The sequence below is a fragment of the Laedolimicola ammoniilytica genome, assembly GCF_025567165.1.
Taxonomy (GTDB): Bacteria; Bacillota; Clostridia; order Lachnospirales; family Lachnospiraceae; genus Laedolimicola; species Laedolimicola ammoniilytica.
This window is the reverse complement of sequence record NZ_JAOQKC010000005.1, coordinates 154,372-171,007: the sequence shown is the minus strand read 5'-3', so window position 1 is coordinate 171,007 and position 16,636 is coordinate 154,372. Positions and strand designations below refer to the sequence as shown.

The following is a 16,636-nucleotide window of genomic DNA, read 5'->3' as shown; positions in this document are numbered from 1 at the left end:
ATGGAGCGGACGGATATGCTATAATAAATAAGTATCTGAAGCTTTTCGGAGCAACGGATAAAACTGTAATTTTTGTAAAATAAGAGGAAACGTCATGAAACTCAAGACAAAACTTCTGATTACTTTTTTAATTCTGATTCTGGCCCCGATTATGTTCACGGCGCTGGCCTTCTTCGGCATCAGCCGCTACCAGATGAATGCGGTTAAGAAGCTCTATGGCATAGAGAATACCAGCTATGAGACCCTGTCCAACACGCCGGCCATGCTGAGCCGGATTACCAGGGACGCCTATGCGGGAATGAAAGCCAAGGCGGGAACCGATCCGGACGCCTTTCTGGATGCGGAATATCTGGATTCCCTGAATCTGGATCTGGAAGCGCGATATTCCTTTCTCGTGGTAAGAAAGGCAGATACGTATATTTTTGTGGGAAATGATAACGACTTCGATCAGGAGGAGCTGCTGGACAGCCTTCCGGATTACCGGACCCATAACTCGGATCAGGATGTGGGGACTTATATCGGCGGGAATCTGCAGGCTCTGGTGAAGCAGCTGGATTTCTCTTTCAGCGACGGAACCCGGGGAACGGCCTTTATCGTGACATCCATCGGCAGCATGATTCCGGAGGTGGAATCTATGGTGGTAGACAGCGTCCTGGTGCTGGTCATCATTCTGGTTTTCACCAGTCTGATTCTGACAGCTTGGATCTATAAGAGTATCGTTACGCCGATTCATCATCTGCAGGTGGCGACCAAGAAGATCACCGACGGAAATCTGGATTTTGAGATGCCGGCGGGCGGTGATGACGAGATTGGCGAGCTCTGCACGGACTTTGAGGAGATGCGGCGGCGTCTGAAGGAATCTGCTGAGGAGAAACTGGAGTCCGAGAGGCAGAATAAAGAGCTGATCAGCAACATTTCCCATGATCTGAAGACGCCGATCACGGCGGTGAAGGGTTACGTGGAGGGTATTATGGACGGCGTGGCGGATACGCCGGAGAAACAGGAAAAATACATCCGTACCATTTACAATAAGGCCAATGATATGGAGCGGCTGATTAATGAGCTGACCTTCTATTCCAAGATTGACACAAACCGGATTCCGTACACCTTCGATCACATCAATGTGAACGCTTATTTTGCGGACTGTGTGGAGGAACTTTCCCTGGAGCTGGAGGAGCAGAATATCGAGCTGGCCTACTTTAATTATGTGGATGAGGACGTGCAGGTCATCGCCGACGCGGAGCAGATCAAGCGCGTCATCAACAATATTGTCAGCAATTCGATCAAATACATCGACAAACCCAAGGGCTATATCAATATCCGTGTCAAGGACGTGGGCGATTTCGTCCAGGTGGAGATTGAGGATAACGGTAAGGGCATCGCCACCAAGGATCTGCCGCTGATCTTCAACCGGTTCTACCGGACCGACGCGTCCCGCAATTCGTCCAAGGGCGGAAGCGGCATCGGCCTGTCCATCGTAAAGAAGATTATCGAGGATCACGGCGGCAAGGTGTGGGCTACAAGCAAGGAACATACAGGAACTGTCATGTACTTTGTTCTTAGAAAATATCAGGAGGTACCGGCAACATGAATAAAATTTTGATTGTAGAGGATGAAGAGGCCATTGCGGATCTGGAGAAGGATTATCTGGAACTGAGCGGCTTTGAGGTTGAAATCGCGTCGGACGGCACTCTCGGTCTTAAGAAAGCGCTGGAAGAGGAATTCCAGCTGGTGATTCTGGATCTGATGCTGCCGGGCGTGGACGGCTTTGAGATTTGCCGTCAGATTCGCGAGGTAAAGAATATTCCGATTATCATGGTTTCGGCCAAGAAAGACGATATCGACAAAATCCGTGGCCTGGGTCTGGGCGCGGACGACTATATGACCAAGCCCTTCAGTCCCAGCGAGCTGGTGGCCCGGGTAAAGGCACATCTGAACCGCTACGAGCGTCTGGTGAGCAGCAATGTAAAGGAGAACAGTATTATCGAGATCCGCGGCATCAAGATTGACAAAACCGCCCGCCGGGTCTGGGTCAACGGGGAAGAAAAGAACTTCACTTCCCGGGAATTCGATCTGCTGACCTTCCTGGCGGAGAATCCGAACCACGTATTTACCAAGGAAGAACTATTCCGGAAAATCTGGGATATGGATTCCGTGGGAGATATTGCGACGGTGACGGTGCATATTAAGAAGATTCGGGAAAAGATAGAAGTGAATTCCGCGAAGCCCCAGTATATTGAGACTATATGGGGCGTGGGTTACAGATTCAAGGTCTAACAAAACGAGCCCCATATAGTCTGCTCCGCAGGAATAAAGTGCTACGCGCACGGCGATGGGGCGTGGGTTACCGGTTCAAAGTCTGATAAAACGAGCCCCATATAGTCTGCTCCGCAGGAATAAAGTGCTACGCGCACGGCGATGGGGCGTGGGTTACCGGTTCAAAGTCTAACAAAACGAGCCCCATATAGTCTGCTCCGCAGGAATAAGTGGAGCTGCCACGATTAAAATCGTGCAGCTCCTTTTTGCGTACTTAGAATTTATTTATGCAGCTCCCCGTTCCGGTACCGTGTCAGCAGCGCCTGGATTCTGTCGTAAGGATCCAGAAGGTCGCTGATGGATACGTCGTGGTTCAGGGTGTCGATGAGCAGAGCGATGTACTTGCTCATATCGCAGTCTACATAATACGGGCGGCTCAAGAGCTCCGGAGTCTGGTATACCAGGTTGGTGGAAAAGAGCTTCGTCATGAGGCCGTCCTCATAGGCCTTGTCGAACTCAGCCAGGCCGTTGGTGAACAGGGCGAAGGTGCAGAAGACAAAGATGCGGTTAGCGCCGCGGCTCTTCAGTTCCTTCATAACCTCGATCATGCTCTCGCCGGAGGAAATCATATCGTCCACGATGATCATATCCTTGCCCTCAATATCGGAGCCCAGGAACTCATGAGCTACGATGGGGTTGCGGCCATTTACCACACGGGTGTAGTCGCGGCGCTTGTAGAACATACCCATATCCAGACCCAGCACATTGGCCAGATATACGGCGCGGGACATGCCTCCCTCATCCGGGCTGATGACCAGCATGTGGTCGCTGTCGATCTGCAGACCCGGCGTGTTGTTCAGAAGTCCCTTAACCAGCTGATAAGCCGGGGTGACAGTTTCGAAGCCGTGGAGCGGAATCGCGTTCTGTACGCGGGGATCGTGCGCTTCGAAGGTGATGATGTTCTCGACGCCCATGGCAACCAGCTCCTGCAGAGCCAGCGCGCAGTCCAGAGACTCACGGGAGTTCCGCTTATGCTGGCGGCTCTCGTAGAGGTAGGGCATAAATACGGTGATACGGCGGGCTTTTCCGCCGATGGCAGCGATGACGCGCTTCAGATCCTGGAAATGGTCGTCCGGGGACATGTGGTTGGTGTAATTGTACAGGTTGTAGGTCAGGCTGTAATTACAGACATCCACCATCAGATACAGGTCATTTCCGCGGACAGAGGCCTTGATGGAACCTTTTCCTTCTCCGGAACCAAATCTGGGCGTGTAGGCCTTGATGAGATAGGAGTCACGCTCATAGCCGGTGAAAGCGATGTTGGACTTGTGCTCCAGATCGTTGCTGTGACGCCACTCGACCAGATAGTCGTTGACCTTTTTGCCGAGCTCCTCACAGCTCTTTAAGGGGATCAGGCCCAGGGACCCGACGGGAATAGTTTCGAGAACACGCTGGCTGCGCTGCAATAACATAATTGTTACCTCCGTAAATTTATGAGTGATGATATAATTTTTTCTTAATTCGGATGTCGCTTCCAGGCAGCTGACGAATCGTGTAGCTGCTGATGATCCGCGACAGAGTGCGCTCAGAATAGATGCTGCGGAGCGCTTCCATATCCAAATTCGAAGAAATCAGCGTGGACTTCTTCCGGAGAATCCGTTCATTGATGCACAGGAAGAACTGCGATACCGTAAAAGAATTGGGCAGCTCTGTTCCCAGATCGTCGATGATCAGAAGATCACAGTCGAACAGATAGGGATAAGTCTGCTGATAATTCTGTGCGTTCCGTTCGCCTCCGAAGGCAGCCTTGGACAGCATATCGAAGAGCTGGAAGGCAGTCAGATAGACCACGGAATGGCAGGTGTCCATCAGCTCTTTGGCGATACAGTTGGACAAAAAGGTCTTGCCTGTACCGACGGCTCCCAGGAGGAGCAGGTTCTGGAACTGCGTATCAAAGTTCTCAATGAAAAGCCGGGCTTCCGCCACCGTGCGGCGCATGGAATCCCTCTCATCGCCATCATACCAGTTATAGGAGAAGGTGTCAAAGTTTTCCTGCTTTAAAACTTCATTTAAATTGGACTGATGATATAATAAATCAATTTCCGCCTGCAAAAAGCAGTGGCACTTGTCGGAACCGATGTAGCCGGTGTCCTTGCAGTCCGGGCAGACATAGACCGGTTCCAGAGAGGCCGGGGTCAGGCCGTGGGCGGAAAGCAAGGCGTTCCGCTGCTCCTGGAGGTTCTTCAGACGGCTCTTAAGATCGGCGCGTCTGGCAGGATTCTCCTCCACCGCAGAGCGCACCAGGGCGGCCTGACAGGCCGTAATATCGGCGTCCAGGGGGGCGAGCTCCGGGACGTCCTTCTGTATCTGTTCCATGCGCTCTTCGTATTCCTGGCGGCTTCGGGCCTGCCGGGCTGCGTACATGCGCATAATGGAATCGTACTGGGTGTTCATAAGAGACATAAGGCGTCCTCCGGTTATTGGTTAATGAGCTGCTTTTCCAGCTCCTTAAAATCATAGTCGCGTTCCTGAAAATTGTGGAAACGGTTGGGCGAGGCAGGCCGTTTGGGAGCTGCAGGCGCAGCCTCTTCTTTGGCCTTCCGGGTGCTCCGGTTCTGGTCGGTGCTTTGGATATCGCTTAGGGACTTCACGCCCTGCTTCTTCCAGGAGGCCAGAATCTTATCCGTGTAGGGAAAGCTGGGCTGATGGATAGCCGCCATGGTGCGGCTGCAGGCCTCAGAAATCACTTCCAGGGAGAAACCGTAGTCCTTGAGCCATTTATCCATACAGGTGATCTCTGCGTCTACCGGATTGCGTCCTGCGATGCCGAAGGCCTTCAGGATCTTGAAATAAGCCCGGTTAAAGATGGTCACCTGCTCCCTGGCCTGGGTTACAGTGACACAGCCTGCCTGATGCCAGGCACGGGCCGTCGCCTCTATGTAGTGGATACTTTTATGTCCGCCTGATACGGAGTATTCTACGAGATATTCTATCAGAGACGAACTGAAGCCGAAGATATCGTGCAAATCGAGAATCTTGCTGACCTCGGTGGAGCTTAAGGGCTTGCCCAGATACTGCTCGCAGATGAAGAGGAGCTGTTGGGCCTCGTCCGGGGTCAGGGGATCCTTCGGAAGGATGGCGGAGGGCGTCGATGACGCTATGGGCGGGACAGAACCGGCGGCGGTCTGCGCAGCCGCGGCCGTTTGGCCGATTGCAGCTGCGGACTGCGAAGCCACAGGAGTCTGCGTTTCTGTCTTTACATTGCCTGCTTCCGGTTCATTCACAATCTGAATGCCTGTCAGATTTTGGGAATTGTCATACTGGAGCTTCAGAAGCTTCATTCGCTCCCAGTATTTCAGCGCCCTGCGCACATCGCTCTCAGTATTCTCGAATTTATTGGCGATGAGTTCGATGGACAGCTCCTGGGTGTCTGACTTCAGACAGCGCAGAAGATACAGATAGATTTTCACATATTCGCCGTTGGCTTCCGGCATATAGTTGTCCAGAAAAAGATTCGACACCAGGGTATGTCCGTGGTCACCGTCTCCGTGTAATACAAATCCGCTCATGCTGCACTCCTGAATCAAAAAAGGTTACTGTTTACGCTCTTTTTAAGCTCCTCTATTGTAGCATAGAATCGAAAAAAAGAGAACAGGCTTTTTTGACAGAGGCTCTCCCCGGGATGTGTATAAGCTAAAATGTGGATAATGTGGATAACTTTGTGGAAAAATATTATTTGCAACCGGAAATGGGACTGGAAAAACCCGGGAACCCTGTAAAACAGGCGAAAACAGCGGATTTACATAATAAATTGCGAAATCTTTATGTCAACAGATTGTCCACAAAAAAATCCACATGCTTTGCGGGGAGAAAACACCCGAAAGCATGTGGATAATGTGGATAACTATTTTTCAAGCAGCGTTTCGCCGATATCTATCACGTTTCCGGCACCCATAGTTATACACAGGTCGCCGTGCATACATTTTTCCAATAAAAAATTCTCAATTTCTTCAAAGCTGGGGAAATAGTAGGCGTCAGTGCCCAGTTCCCGGATGCGGTCAGCCAGCTGCCTGGAGCTGATGCCTAAGGTATCGGTCTCCCGGGCTGCGTAGATATCTGCCAGCACCACATGATCGGCCAGGGTCAGCGCCTCAGCAAACTCGTTGAAGAAGGCCTTGGTACGGGTATAGGTGTGGGGCTGGAACACGCACCAGATCTCCTTGTGGGGATAGTGCTGCGCCGCATGGAGGGTCGCCCTGATCTCCGTCGGGTGGTGTGCATAATCGTCGATAATGGTGAAGCCGTTCACCTCGCCCTTGTACTGGAAACGGCGGTCCGTGCCGGAAAAATTCATCAGGCCCCTGCGGATGGTCTCAGGAGCAATCTTCAGAGAGTCTGCCAGGGCGATGGCCGCCAGGGCGTTCAGCACGTTGTGCCCGCCCGGCACGTTCAAATGGTACTCCTGACCCGGTTCGCCGTGCTTCACCACACGGAAGGCGGCGTGAGCCAGCTCATCATAGGACACATTTTCCGCATGATAATCGGCGTCTGCAGTAGAACCGAAGGTCACGACGCGGCAGGCCAGCCCCTCGCTAATCTCCTGATAATTTTCAATGTCGCTGTTGATGATCAGAAGACCATTTTCCGGCAGCAGTCCCGCGAATCGGTGGAAGGAATGACGGATATCCGCCAGATCCTTGAAGAAATCCATATGGTCCTCTTCTATATTTAATATAATCCCGATGGTCGGGAAGAAGTGCAGGAAGCTGTTGGTATACTCACAGGCCTCGGTCAGGAAGGTGTCGGAGCCGCCCACCCGGATATTGCCACCGATGGCAGGCAGGATGCCGCCCACGGAAATGGTGGGATCGGCCTCGGCAGCCAGCAGAATCGTGGAAATCATGGACGTGGTTGTGGTCTTGCCATGGGTGCCGGATACCGCAATCGCTTCTTTATAATTGCGCATCAGCTGTCCTAGAAGCTCCGCTCTGGAAAGCATCGGGATGCCCCGCTCCTTTGCTGCCGTAAATTCCGGATTGTCCGGGTGAATGGCCGCCGTGTAGACTACGACCTCACAGTTCGACGGGATATTCGAAGCCTTCTGGCCGATGCCGATCTGCGCGCCAAGCTTCGCCAGGTGATCAGTCAGATCGGAAGTATGGCTGTCGGAGCCGGATACCGGAAAGCCCTCCTTCAGCAGAATCTCGGCCAGGCCGCTCATACTGATGCCGCCGATGCCGATGAAATGAATGGGTACCGGATTATGAAAATGAAGTTGATACATACTATACACATCCTCGTTTTTTCTATGGTTTTTGAATTTGCGTGCGCAGGAAGCCTGGAAAAATTCCAGATATTCCCTGTCACATTTTATATAGCAATAGTATAGCATTAGAGCAGAAAGTTGGCAAGGTTGGGCTTGGCAGAAAGACCTTTGTGCGATTTGTACCATCAGGCTCTGGAAATGAGTGGAAATCTCATATTGGTGTTTTGTGAAAAAACGGAAAAAATATACTGATATAGGGTTTTAATATGAATATTAAACAAGAAATTAACCTGATTTTAATACATAATAGATAATATGTCGAATTCTGGATTCTGAAACTGTCACAAAATGTTTAAAATAAAATCAAAATTTTCCAATTTCATGTTCACTATTTACAAATGGTATGGTATAATATGTTAGAAACCAGTGACAAATGGGGAGGATTTTTGTTACTGATTGGACAAAAAGATGGGACATGAATGAAAAACTTGGGCAAGAGGTGATTAGGTGATTAAGAAAGAAATGATAGCCATGCTGCTGGCTGGCGGTCAGGGAAGCCGTCTCGGGGTTTTAACTGCGAAAGTAGCGAAGCCCGCTGTATCTTTCGGTGGAAAGTACAGAATAATTGATTTCCCGTTGAGCAACTGCATCAATTCAGGTGTAGATACGGTCGGAGTTCTGACACAGTATCAGCCGTTGCGTCTGAACACCCATATCGGAATTGGAATGCCGTGGGATCTGGATCGCAACGTGGGCGGTGTAACTGTACTCCCGCCGTATGAGAAGAGTACAAACAGCGAATGGTATACCGGAACAGCCAATGCGATTTACCAGAATCTGGATTACATTGATACCTATAATCCGGATTACGTACTGATCCTTTCCGGAGACCATATCTATAAGATGGATTACCAGGTGATGCTGGATTTCCATAAGGAAAATAACGCGGACGTAACGATTGCCGTTATGCCGGTACCGATGGAAGAAGCCAATCGTTTCGGCATCATGATCACCGATGACAATAACCAGATTACAGAGTTCGAAGAGAAGCCGGAGCACCCCAGAAGCAATCTGGCTTCCATGGGTATCTATATCTTCAGTTGGCCGATCCTGCGGAATGCGCTGATTCAGCTTTCCAGCCAGCCAAACTGTGATTTCGGAAAACATATCATCCCGTACTGCCATGACAATGGCAACCGTCTGTTTGCCTTCGAGTTTAACGGCTACTGGAAGGACGTAGGAACCCTCGGTTCTTACTGGGAAGCGAACATGGAGCTCATCGATATCATTCCGGAATTCAACCTCTATGAAGAATTCTGGAAGATTTATACCAAGAGCGACGCCGTACCGCCTCAGTATGTATCCGCGGAATCCAAGATTGAGAAAAGCCTGATTACCGGAGGAGCCGAGATATACGGAGATGTATACAATTCTGTTATCGGCGCCGGCGTTACCATAGGAAAGGGCACAGTGGTGCGCGACTCCATTATCATGAAGAATACGACCATCGGCGAGAACTGTACTATCGACAGAGCCATCATCGCGGAAGAGGCTGAGATTTCCGACGGCGTACAGATGGGCATCGGCGAGGAGGTTCCGAACAAGGTACAGCCGAAGATTTACTCCTTTGGACTGGTTACTATCGGAGAGAATTCCTACATACCGCCTAATGTAAAGATAGGAAAGAACACCGCTATTTCCGGGGATACCACGCCGGATGATTACGACGAAGGCGTGCTGGCAAGCGGCGAGACATTAATAAAGGCAGGTGAACGGTAATGAGAGCGATAGGAATTGTACTGGCAGGCGGAAATAACCACCGAATGAGAGAGTTATCCAACAAGCGCGCCGTAGCGGCTATGCCCGTGGCAGGCAGTTACCGGAGCATTGACTTCGCGCTCAGCAACATGTCCAACTCCCATATCCAGAGAGTAGCAGTGCTGACACAGTATAACGCGCGCTCCCTGAACGAACACCTGAATTCATCCAAATGGTGGGACTTCGGAAGAAAGCAGGGAGGCCTGTATATCTTCACACCGACGATTACTGCAGAGAACAGCTCCTGGTATCGTGGAACTGCAGATTCCATCTATCAGAATCTGGACTGGCTGAAGAAAAGTCATGAACCATATGTAATCATCGCGTCCGGAGACGCAGTCTACAAGATGGATTACAATAAAGTGCTGGAATACCACATCGAGAAAAAGGCCGACATTACTGTAGTATGTAAGGACATGCCGATGGGCACCGATGTATCCCGCTTCGGCGTAGTGAAGACCGACGAAGAAGGGCGCATCACCGAATTCGAGGAGAAGCCGGTGGAGTCCCAGATCAGCACCATATCCTGCGGTATCTATGTGATCCGCAGAAGACAGCTCATTGAGCTGATCGAGAAATGTGCCCAGGAGGATCGCTACGATTTCGTGCGCGACATCCTGATTCGTTATAAGAACCTGAAGAGAATCTTTGCGTACCGTACCACAGATTACTGGAGCAACATCGCGTCCGTAGAATCCTACTACGAGACCAATATGGATTTCCTGAAGGCGGACGTCCGCAAATACTTCTTCAAGACCTACCCGGACGTATACTCCAAGGTGCTGGATCTTCCTCCGGCCAAGTATAATCCAGGCGCAGATGTGAAAAACTCACTGGTATCCAGCGGCTGTATCATCAACGGAACCGTGGAGAATTCCATCTTATTTAAGAAAGTGTTCGTGGGGAATAACTGTGTGATTAAAAACTCCATTATTCTCAACGAAGTGTATATCGGCGATAATACTTACATAGAGAACTGCATCGTAGAAAGTCGTGATACAATTCGTGCCAACTCTCGCTATATCGGTGAGCATGGGGTTAAGATAGTCGTCGAGAAAAATGAGCGTTACGTACTGTAACGACTGACGGCCCACAAGAGAGCACTGAAATGATAAACTGACCTGAAAAGGGCAGAAGAAAGGGGCAGGAAGTATGCAGATTACAGACGTACGCGTACGGAAGGTGTCAAAGGAAGGTAAGATGAAGGCCGTCGTGTCGATTACCATTGATGATGAATTTGTGGTTCATGATATCAAGGTGATCGAGGGCGAAAAAGGACTGTTTATCGCGATGCCGAGCAGAAAAGCGTCTGACGGAGAATACCGGGATATCGCACATCCCATCAACTCCGGCACCAGAGATCACATTCAGACAATCATTCTGGATAAGTACGAGGCAGCTTTGGTAGAGGCAGAAGAAGAGGCTTAGCTAGTGGAGCGAGATATAATGTAGGGGGAAGGCGTCGTCCGGAAGGGGCGGCGCCTTTTTTGCACGGTTGTGGAAGGGGACGCGAGGCGGAGGGTGTGTTGGGGACGAGCGTGCGGCGGGACAGATAGGGGGTGGGGGACACGCGGATTTCCCTACTCGTCGCAGGCGGCCGATCCGGGCTCATTCCTGCGCAACTCGGCCTCCGGCCTCAAACAGGCGCCCATGAGCCCTGCCAGCCTGCTCCTCCCTACGGGAAATACGCTAACGTCCCCCACCCCCTATCTGTCCCGCCACACTACGTAGTGAGGCCTCGCCCCTTGCCAACGCCGCAAAACTCCTGTATGATAGGAAAGAAAGAACCCTATCGACTCAAACAACCCGGAAGCACTCACGGCCTCAGGCCGCGGTGCTTCCCCCGGTAGTTCACCATAACCAGCTCTGTGGGATTCGGGAAATCAGGGTGTCCGTGAAACGTCCGAACACACGATTTCCGAACCCTGCAGAGCGTCCGTCATAGAAAATAGAAAAAGGAGAACCCCACCATGTATATCATCGCCGGCCTTGGCAACCCCACCGCACAATACGATCACACCCGCCACAACATCGGCTTTGACACGATCACGTATCTCGCCGACCGCTACCACATCTCCATGAACACCAAAAAATTCCAGGCCATCTGCGGAACCGGCATCATTGAGGGCCAGAAAGTCCTTCTTCTGAAGCCTCAGACTTACATGAACCTGAGCGGCAACAGCATCGGCGAGGCCGTGAACTTCTATAAGTTAGACCCCGCCACCGAAGTCATCGTCATCTACGATGACATCGCTCTGGAGCCCGGTTACATCCGTGTCCGTAAAAAAGGCAGCGCCGGTGGCCACAATGGCATCAAAGACATCATCGCCCACCTGGGCACCCAGGAATTTAAACGTGTCCGCGTCGGCGTAGGCGAAAAACCGAAAGACTACGACCTGGCCGCCTACGTCCTCGGCCATTTTACCCAGGAGGATCGCCAAAAAGTCGAAGAAGCCATCGCCCAGGCCGCGGACGCCGTAGAGCTGATGGTTCAGGATCGCACCGACGAAGCCATGAACCTGTATAATAAGAAAAAGCATGAATAAATAGTAACTAAGAGAAAGCAGTAACTATGAAGTAGCCTGAAGCACTTGCTGCTGAAGGCGTAAGAAAGTGATTCAGGAGTGCAAAATCCCATCAGTGAAGCTGATTTTCATGGATTTTGCATTATAACAGTTCAGGTACTGAACTGTTATGACTTATCAGAGGTGCAGCATGCAAGCATTTATCAAGCCCTTTCAGCAGCTTGGCGCCTACGGGCAGATCGCCGAAAAGCTGAAAAAAAATAAAGGAGTCCTCTGGATCTCCGGCTGCGTAGACTCCCAGAAGGTACACGCGGCCTGTGCCCTGTGGCAGGGCTATAGACAGAGGCTGATCATCACCTACAGCGAACAGAAAGCAAAGGAAATCTACGAAGACTGCCGGTATTTCGACCGGCAGGCCGTCCTCTATCAGGCGAAGGATTTCCTGTTTTTCCATGCAGACATGCAGGGTAACCTGCTGGTGCAGCAGAGAGTCCGCGCCCTGCAGGCCCTGCTTACCCGGGAAGAAGTCACGGTGATTACCACCTTCGACGGCCTGATGGATCGCCTGCGCCCCCTGAAAAAAGTGGAAGACTCCATTCTGTGTATCGGCCAGGACAGCATTGTCCAGATCGACGCCCTGGCGGAGAAGCTGAGCCGTCTGGGCTACGAACGGGAGATCCAGGTGGAGGCTCCAGGCCAGTTCGCCGTCCGCGGTGGCATCGTGGATATCTATGCCCTGACCGAGGACGCCCCCTGGCGGATCGAGTTCTGGGACGACGAGGTGGATTCCATCCGAAGCTTTGATGTGGAAAGCCAGCGTTCCATGGAAAATCTGGAAGAAATTGTCATTTATCCGGCGGCGGAACCAGTGCCCGATGAAAAAGAGGAGACCGTCAGCTTCTTGGACTATTTTGAACCGGGTAAATCCCTGATTTTCCTGGATGAGCCTACCCGGATTCTGGAAAAGGGCCGCACCGTAGAGAAAGAATTCGAGGAAAGCATGGCCAATCGGGCGGCCAAAGGAGAGGCCCTGCCCGAGGAGGCACGCCTCTTATATGGAAGCGAGGAGATCACGTCCCGCCTGAACCGGAGAAACTGCCTGGCCTTCAGCCTGCTGGAGCAGAAAGCGCCGGAATGGGAGGTCACAGGCCGCTATCAGATCGACGCCCGTTCCATCAATCCTTACAACAACAGCTTCCCCACCCTGGTGAAAGATCTGAAGCGCTGGAAGAAAGAAAAGTACGCCATCATCCTCATGTGTGCTTCCGGAACCAGAGCCAGGCGTCTGGCGGCGGATCTGCAGGACGAGGAGCTGAACAGCTTCTACAGCGAGGATCCCGGGCGCGTCGTGAACCCGTCAGAAATCATGGTGGTCCACGGCAGCCTGCACAGGGGGTATGAGTATCCGATGCTTCGCTTTGCTGTCATTTCCGAGACCGATATCTTCGGCCGGGAGAAGACAAAAAAGCGGAAGAAGCAGAAGACCTACGAGGGCCAGAAGATCCAGAGCTTCTCAGATATCAAGCCCGGCGACTATGTGGTGCATGAAAATCACGGTCTCGGCATCTACCGCGGCATTGAGAAGGTAGAAGTCGACAAGGTCATGAAGGACTACATCAAGATCGAATACGCCAAGGGCGGCAATCTCTACATCCTGGCGACCCAGTTGGAAATGATCCAGAAATACGCCGGATCCGACGCCAGAAAACCCAAGCTGAACCGCCTGGGCGGCAGCGAGTGGACCCGCACCAAGTCGAAGGTCCGTGGAGCTGTGCAGGAGGTGGCCAGAGATCTGGTGCTGCTCTACGCGGCCCGGCAGGAGAAGCAGGGCTATGTTTACGGCCCGGATACGGTCTGGCAGACGGAGTTCGAGGAGCTGTTCCCCTTCGAGGAGACGGAGGATCAGCAGCTGGCCATCGAAGCCACCAAGCGGGACATGGAGAGTACGAAGATTATGGACCGCCTGATTTGCGGCGATGTGGGTTACGGCAAGACCGAGATCGCTATCCGCGCCGCCTTCAAGGCTGTGCAGGAAAATAAACAGGTAGTCTACCTGGTGCCGACTACGATTCTGGCCCAGCAGCATTATAATACCTTCGTTCAGCGCATGAAGGATTTCCCGGTGCGCATCGACCTTTTGTCCCGGTTCCGCACTCCGGGCGAGATTAAGAAATCCATCACGGATCTGAAAAAGGGCTTCGTGGACATCGTCATCGGAACCCACCGGGTCCTGTCCTCCGATGTGGAATTCAAGGATCTGGGTCTTCTGATCATTGACGAGGAGCAGCGCTTCGGCGTAGCCCACAAAGAGAAAATCAAGAAACTTAAGGAAAATGTGGACGTCCTGACCCTGACTGCCACGCCGATTCCGCGAACCCTGCATATGAGCCTCATCGGCATCCGCGACATGAGTGTGCTGGAGGAAGCGCCCCAGGATCGTCTGCCGATTCAGACTTATGTGATGGAATATGACAGCGAGATGGTCCGTGCTGCCATCAGCCGGGAGCTGTCCCGGGGCGGCCAGGTGTATTATGTATACAATCGTGTCAATAACATCGCAGAGGTGGCGGCCCAGGTGGCCGGGCTGGTACCGGAGGCCACGGTGGCCTTCGCCCACGGTCAGATGAAGGAGCATGAACTGGAGCGCATCATGTTCGATTTTATCAACGGGGAAATCGATGTGCTGGTGTCCACCACCATTATAGAGACCGGCCTGGACATTTCCAACGCCAATACCATGATCATCCACGACGCGGATAACTTAGGGTTGTCCCAGCTCTATCAGCTCCGTGGCCGCGTGGGCCGTTCCAACCGGACTTCCTATGCCTTCCTCATGTATCGGCGGGATAAGATGCTCAAAGAGGTGGCCGAGAAGCGTCTGGGCGCCATCAAGGAATTTACGGAGCTGGGCAGCGGCTTCAAGATCGCCATGCGGGATCTGGAAATCCGGGGCGCGGGCAATCTGCTGGGCGAGCAGCAGCACGGCCATATGGAGGCTGTGGGTTACGATCTGTACTGCAAGATGCTGAACGAAGCCGTGAAGCGGGAAAAGGGCCTGGATGTGGATGAAGACGAGTTCCAGACCACGGTGGATATGGACATTGACGCCTATATTCCAAGCACCTACATCCGCAGTGAAAGCCAGAAGCTGGACATCTACAAGCGCATTGCCGGGATCGAGACCTTCGAGGAGAGTGAAGACATGCAGGATGAGCTTCTGGATCGTTTCGGCGATCTTCCGAAGGCCGTACAAAATCTTCTTGCCGTAGCCTGTCTGAAAATCAGGGCTCACAACGTATATGTTAAAGAGATTGTTGAGAAACCCGATGAGATACGGCTGGCTCTGTATGAGAAGGCAAGACTGAACCCGGCGGCATTCCCGGAATTTCTGGCCCGCTTCGACGGAAGGATGAAATTCATCAAAGGCGAGAAACCGGCATTCTATTACCGCAGACAGAAGAACAGCCGCGGCGAGGAGGCAGATCCCCTGAAGCTGGCGGAGAGCATCCTTGAACAAATGCAGGAATTGCTGGAGGATCGTACATGAGAAAAAATTTAAAGAAGCTTGGAATCCTTGTGGTGCTGGCGGCAGTGACGGTGATCGGCTGCGGGAAACGGGAAGCGTCCGTTCCGCGGGCGCTGGAGCAGGAGACCGGAACGGCCCTGGCCACCCTGGGCGACGAACCCATTTACCTGGAAGAGGCCCTGTTCTATACCCGGATGCTGCAGGAGCAGTGGGAATACGCCTACTATGAAAGCTTCGGGGAGACCCTGTGGCAGCAGGAGGCCGACGACAGCGGCCAGACCCTGGCGGAGCTTCTGAAGAGCAGCGTGCTGGACACCCTGACGGAGCTCCATCTTCTGTGCGCCCACGCGTCCGAGTATGGCGTGACACTGACCGACGAGGAGCAGGAGCAGATTGCCTTCCGGGCACAGAATTTTATGGAAAATAACACAGAGGCGGTGCTTAAGGCTGCCGGGGCGGACCGGGAGAGTGTGGAACGCTATCTTACCCGCAACGAGCTGGCGGGTAAGGTGGCTGAGGCTATCCGGGCGGAATACGAGCCGGAGATAAGCGAGGAAGAGGCAAGGGTCGGCAGGCTGACCTACGCACTGTTTTCCAACACAGGACTCTATGATCTGGAGGGCAATTACACCCCATTTACAGAGGAAGAGCTTCAGAAGATTCAGAAGGACGCGGAGAATTTTGCGGCTCTGGCGGCAGAGCTTGGCGATATTTCAGCGGCGGGCGAACAGTACCCCCATACGGTCATCGACGTGTATTTTAATGAAGAGACCGACGGCGGAGCCCACCCGGATGTGGCGCAGAAGGCCCGGGAGCTGCCGGTGGGCGGCGTGTCGGAGGTCGTCACCACGGAGGAAGGCTGGTATGTGATACAGCATGTCTCCGATCTGGATGAGGACGCCACCGCGGACCGACTGGAGGAACTGAAGGAATCCGCGAAGCAGGAGCATCTTAAGAGTCTGGAGGACGCCTGGGCGGAAGAGACACCGCTTCAGGTGGACGAAAAAGTCTGGGATACGGTACAGGTAGACGGGCTCGTCACAGAGATTGGCGGAGACGGAACCCACTCCTGAAAATGAAGTTGTGAAAACAAGGTGAAATCTCGAGGGAAACACAAGAAAGCCTTGCCCGCAGCGACAAAAACGGCTATAATAAATCCAGAATGGTTACTGTTCACTTCGTTTTCAGTAACGCGCTTCGCGATGCACAGAAATCGCATCTTATGCGATTTCGCGCTGAAGAACC

The 16,636-nt window shown here is 52.5% G+C and carries 12 protein-coding genes; 8 read left to right on the top strand and 4 right to left on the bottom strand.

Annotation, left to right across the window (positions count from 1 at the left end):
* Positions 1 to 94 precede the first annotated feature (94 nt).
* Together OCV63_RS05605 and OCV63_RS05600 are read left to right on the top strand one after the other, a co-directional pair.
* A complete protein-coding gene (locus tag OCV63_RS05605; protein WP_158362587.1) occupies positions 95 to 1,591 on the top strand; it encodes a sensor histidine kinase in 1,497 nt (498 codons plus the stop codon).
* Positions 1,588 to 2,277, top strand: coding sequence for a response regulator transcription factor (locus OCV63_RS05600; RefSeq protein ID WP_158362585.1), 690 nt, complete (start codon positions 1,588 to 1,590; stop codon positions 2,275 to 2,277). Before OCV63_RS05605 ends, OCV63_RS05600 begins: the two co-directional genes overlap by 4 nt.
* A gap of 260 nt (positions 2,278 to 2,537) precedes the next feature.
* On the opposite strand, the gene OCV63_RS05595 is transcribed toward OCV63_RS05600, so the two are convergent.
* The 4 genes from OCV63_RS05595 to murC all read right to left on the bottom strand — a co-directional run bounded on the left by OCV63_RS05595 (position 2,538) and on the right by murC (position 7,540).
* A complete protein-coding gene (locus OCV63_RS05595; RefSeq protein ID WP_158362583.1) occupies positions 2,538 to 3,728 on the bottom strand; it encodes a ribose-phosphate pyrophosphokinase in 1,191 nt (396 codons plus the stop codon).
* A gap of 19 nt (positions 3,729 to 3,747) precedes the next feature.
* Positions 3,748 to 4,719 carry an ATP-binding protein gene (locus tag OCV63_RS05590; protein WP_158362581.1) on the bottom strand — a complete coding sequence of 324 codons (972 nt, stop codon included), beginning with the start codon at positions 4,717 to 4,719 and terminating at the stop codon, positions 3,748 to 3,750.
* A gap of 14 nt (positions 4,720 to 4,733) precedes the next feature.
* Positions 4,734 to 5,825: a DnaD domain protein gene (locus tag OCV63_RS05585; protein ID WP_158362579.1), complete on the bottom strand. Its 1,092-nt coding sequence runs from the start codon at positions 5,823 to 5,825 to the stop codon at positions 4,734 to 4,736.
* 335 nt (positions 5,826 to 6,160) lie between these two features.
* Positions 6,161 to 7,540 (bottom strand): UDP-N-acetylmuramate--L-alanine ligase, encoded by a 1,380-nt coding sequence (gene murC, locus OCV63_RS05580; RefSeq protein WP_158362577.1) that lies wholly within the window; start codon positions 7,538 to 7,540, stop codon positions 6,161 to 6,163.
* A gap of 489 nt (positions 7,541 to 8,029) precedes the next feature.
* Here murC and OCV63_RS05575 point away from each other — a divergent pair, with 489 nt between their 5' ends.
* The 6 genes from OCV63_RS05575 (at position 8,030) to OCV63_RS05550 (ending at position 16,464) form a co-directional block, all read left to right on the top strand.
* The gene (locus OCV63_RS05575; RefSeq protein ID WP_158362575.1) at positions 8,030 to 9,301 is read left to right on the top strand and encodes a glucose-1-phosphate adenylyltransferase; all 1,272 of its coding nucleotides are present in this window, start codon (positions 8,030 to 8,032) and stop codon (positions 9,299 to 9,301) included.
* Complete coding sequence (gene glgD / locus OCV63_RS05570; protein ID WP_158362573.1) at positions 9,301 to 10,419, top strand: glucose-1-phosphate adenylyltransferase subunit GlgD; 1,119 nt, start codon at positions 9,301 to 9,303, stop codon at positions 10,417 to 10,419. Before OCV63_RS05575 ends, glgD begins: the two co-directional genes overlap by 1 nt.
* 73 nt (positions 10,420 to 10,492) lie before the next feature.
* Entirely contained in the window at positions 10,493 to 10,768 is a 276-nt protein-coding gene (gene spoVG / locus OCV63_RS05565) for a septation regulator SpoVG (RefSeq protein WP_158362572.1), read from the top strand.
* 542 nt (positions 10,769 to 11,310) lie between these two features.
* A complete protein-coding gene (pth, locus tag OCV63_RS05560; protein WP_158362570.1) occupies positions 11,311 to 11,886 on the top strand; it encodes an aminoacyl-tRNA hydrolase in 576 nt (191 codons plus the stop codon).
* A gap of 169 nt (positions 11,887 to 12,055) precedes the next feature.
* A complete protein-coding gene (gene mfd / locus OCV63_RS05555; protein ID WP_158362568.1) occupies positions 12,056 to 15,412 on the top strand; it encodes a transcription-repair coupling factor in 3,357 nt (1,118 codons plus the stop codon).
* Positions 15,409 to 16,464, top strand: a complete 1,056-nt coding sequence (locus tag OCV63_RS05550; RefSeq protein WP_158362566.1) for a SurA N-terminal domain-containing protein — start codon at positions 15,409 to 15,411, stop codon at positions 16,462 to 16,464. Before mfd ends, OCV63_RS05550 begins: the two co-directional genes overlap by 4 nt.
* The last annotated feature ends 172 nt before the right edge of the window (positions 16,465 to 16,636 follow it).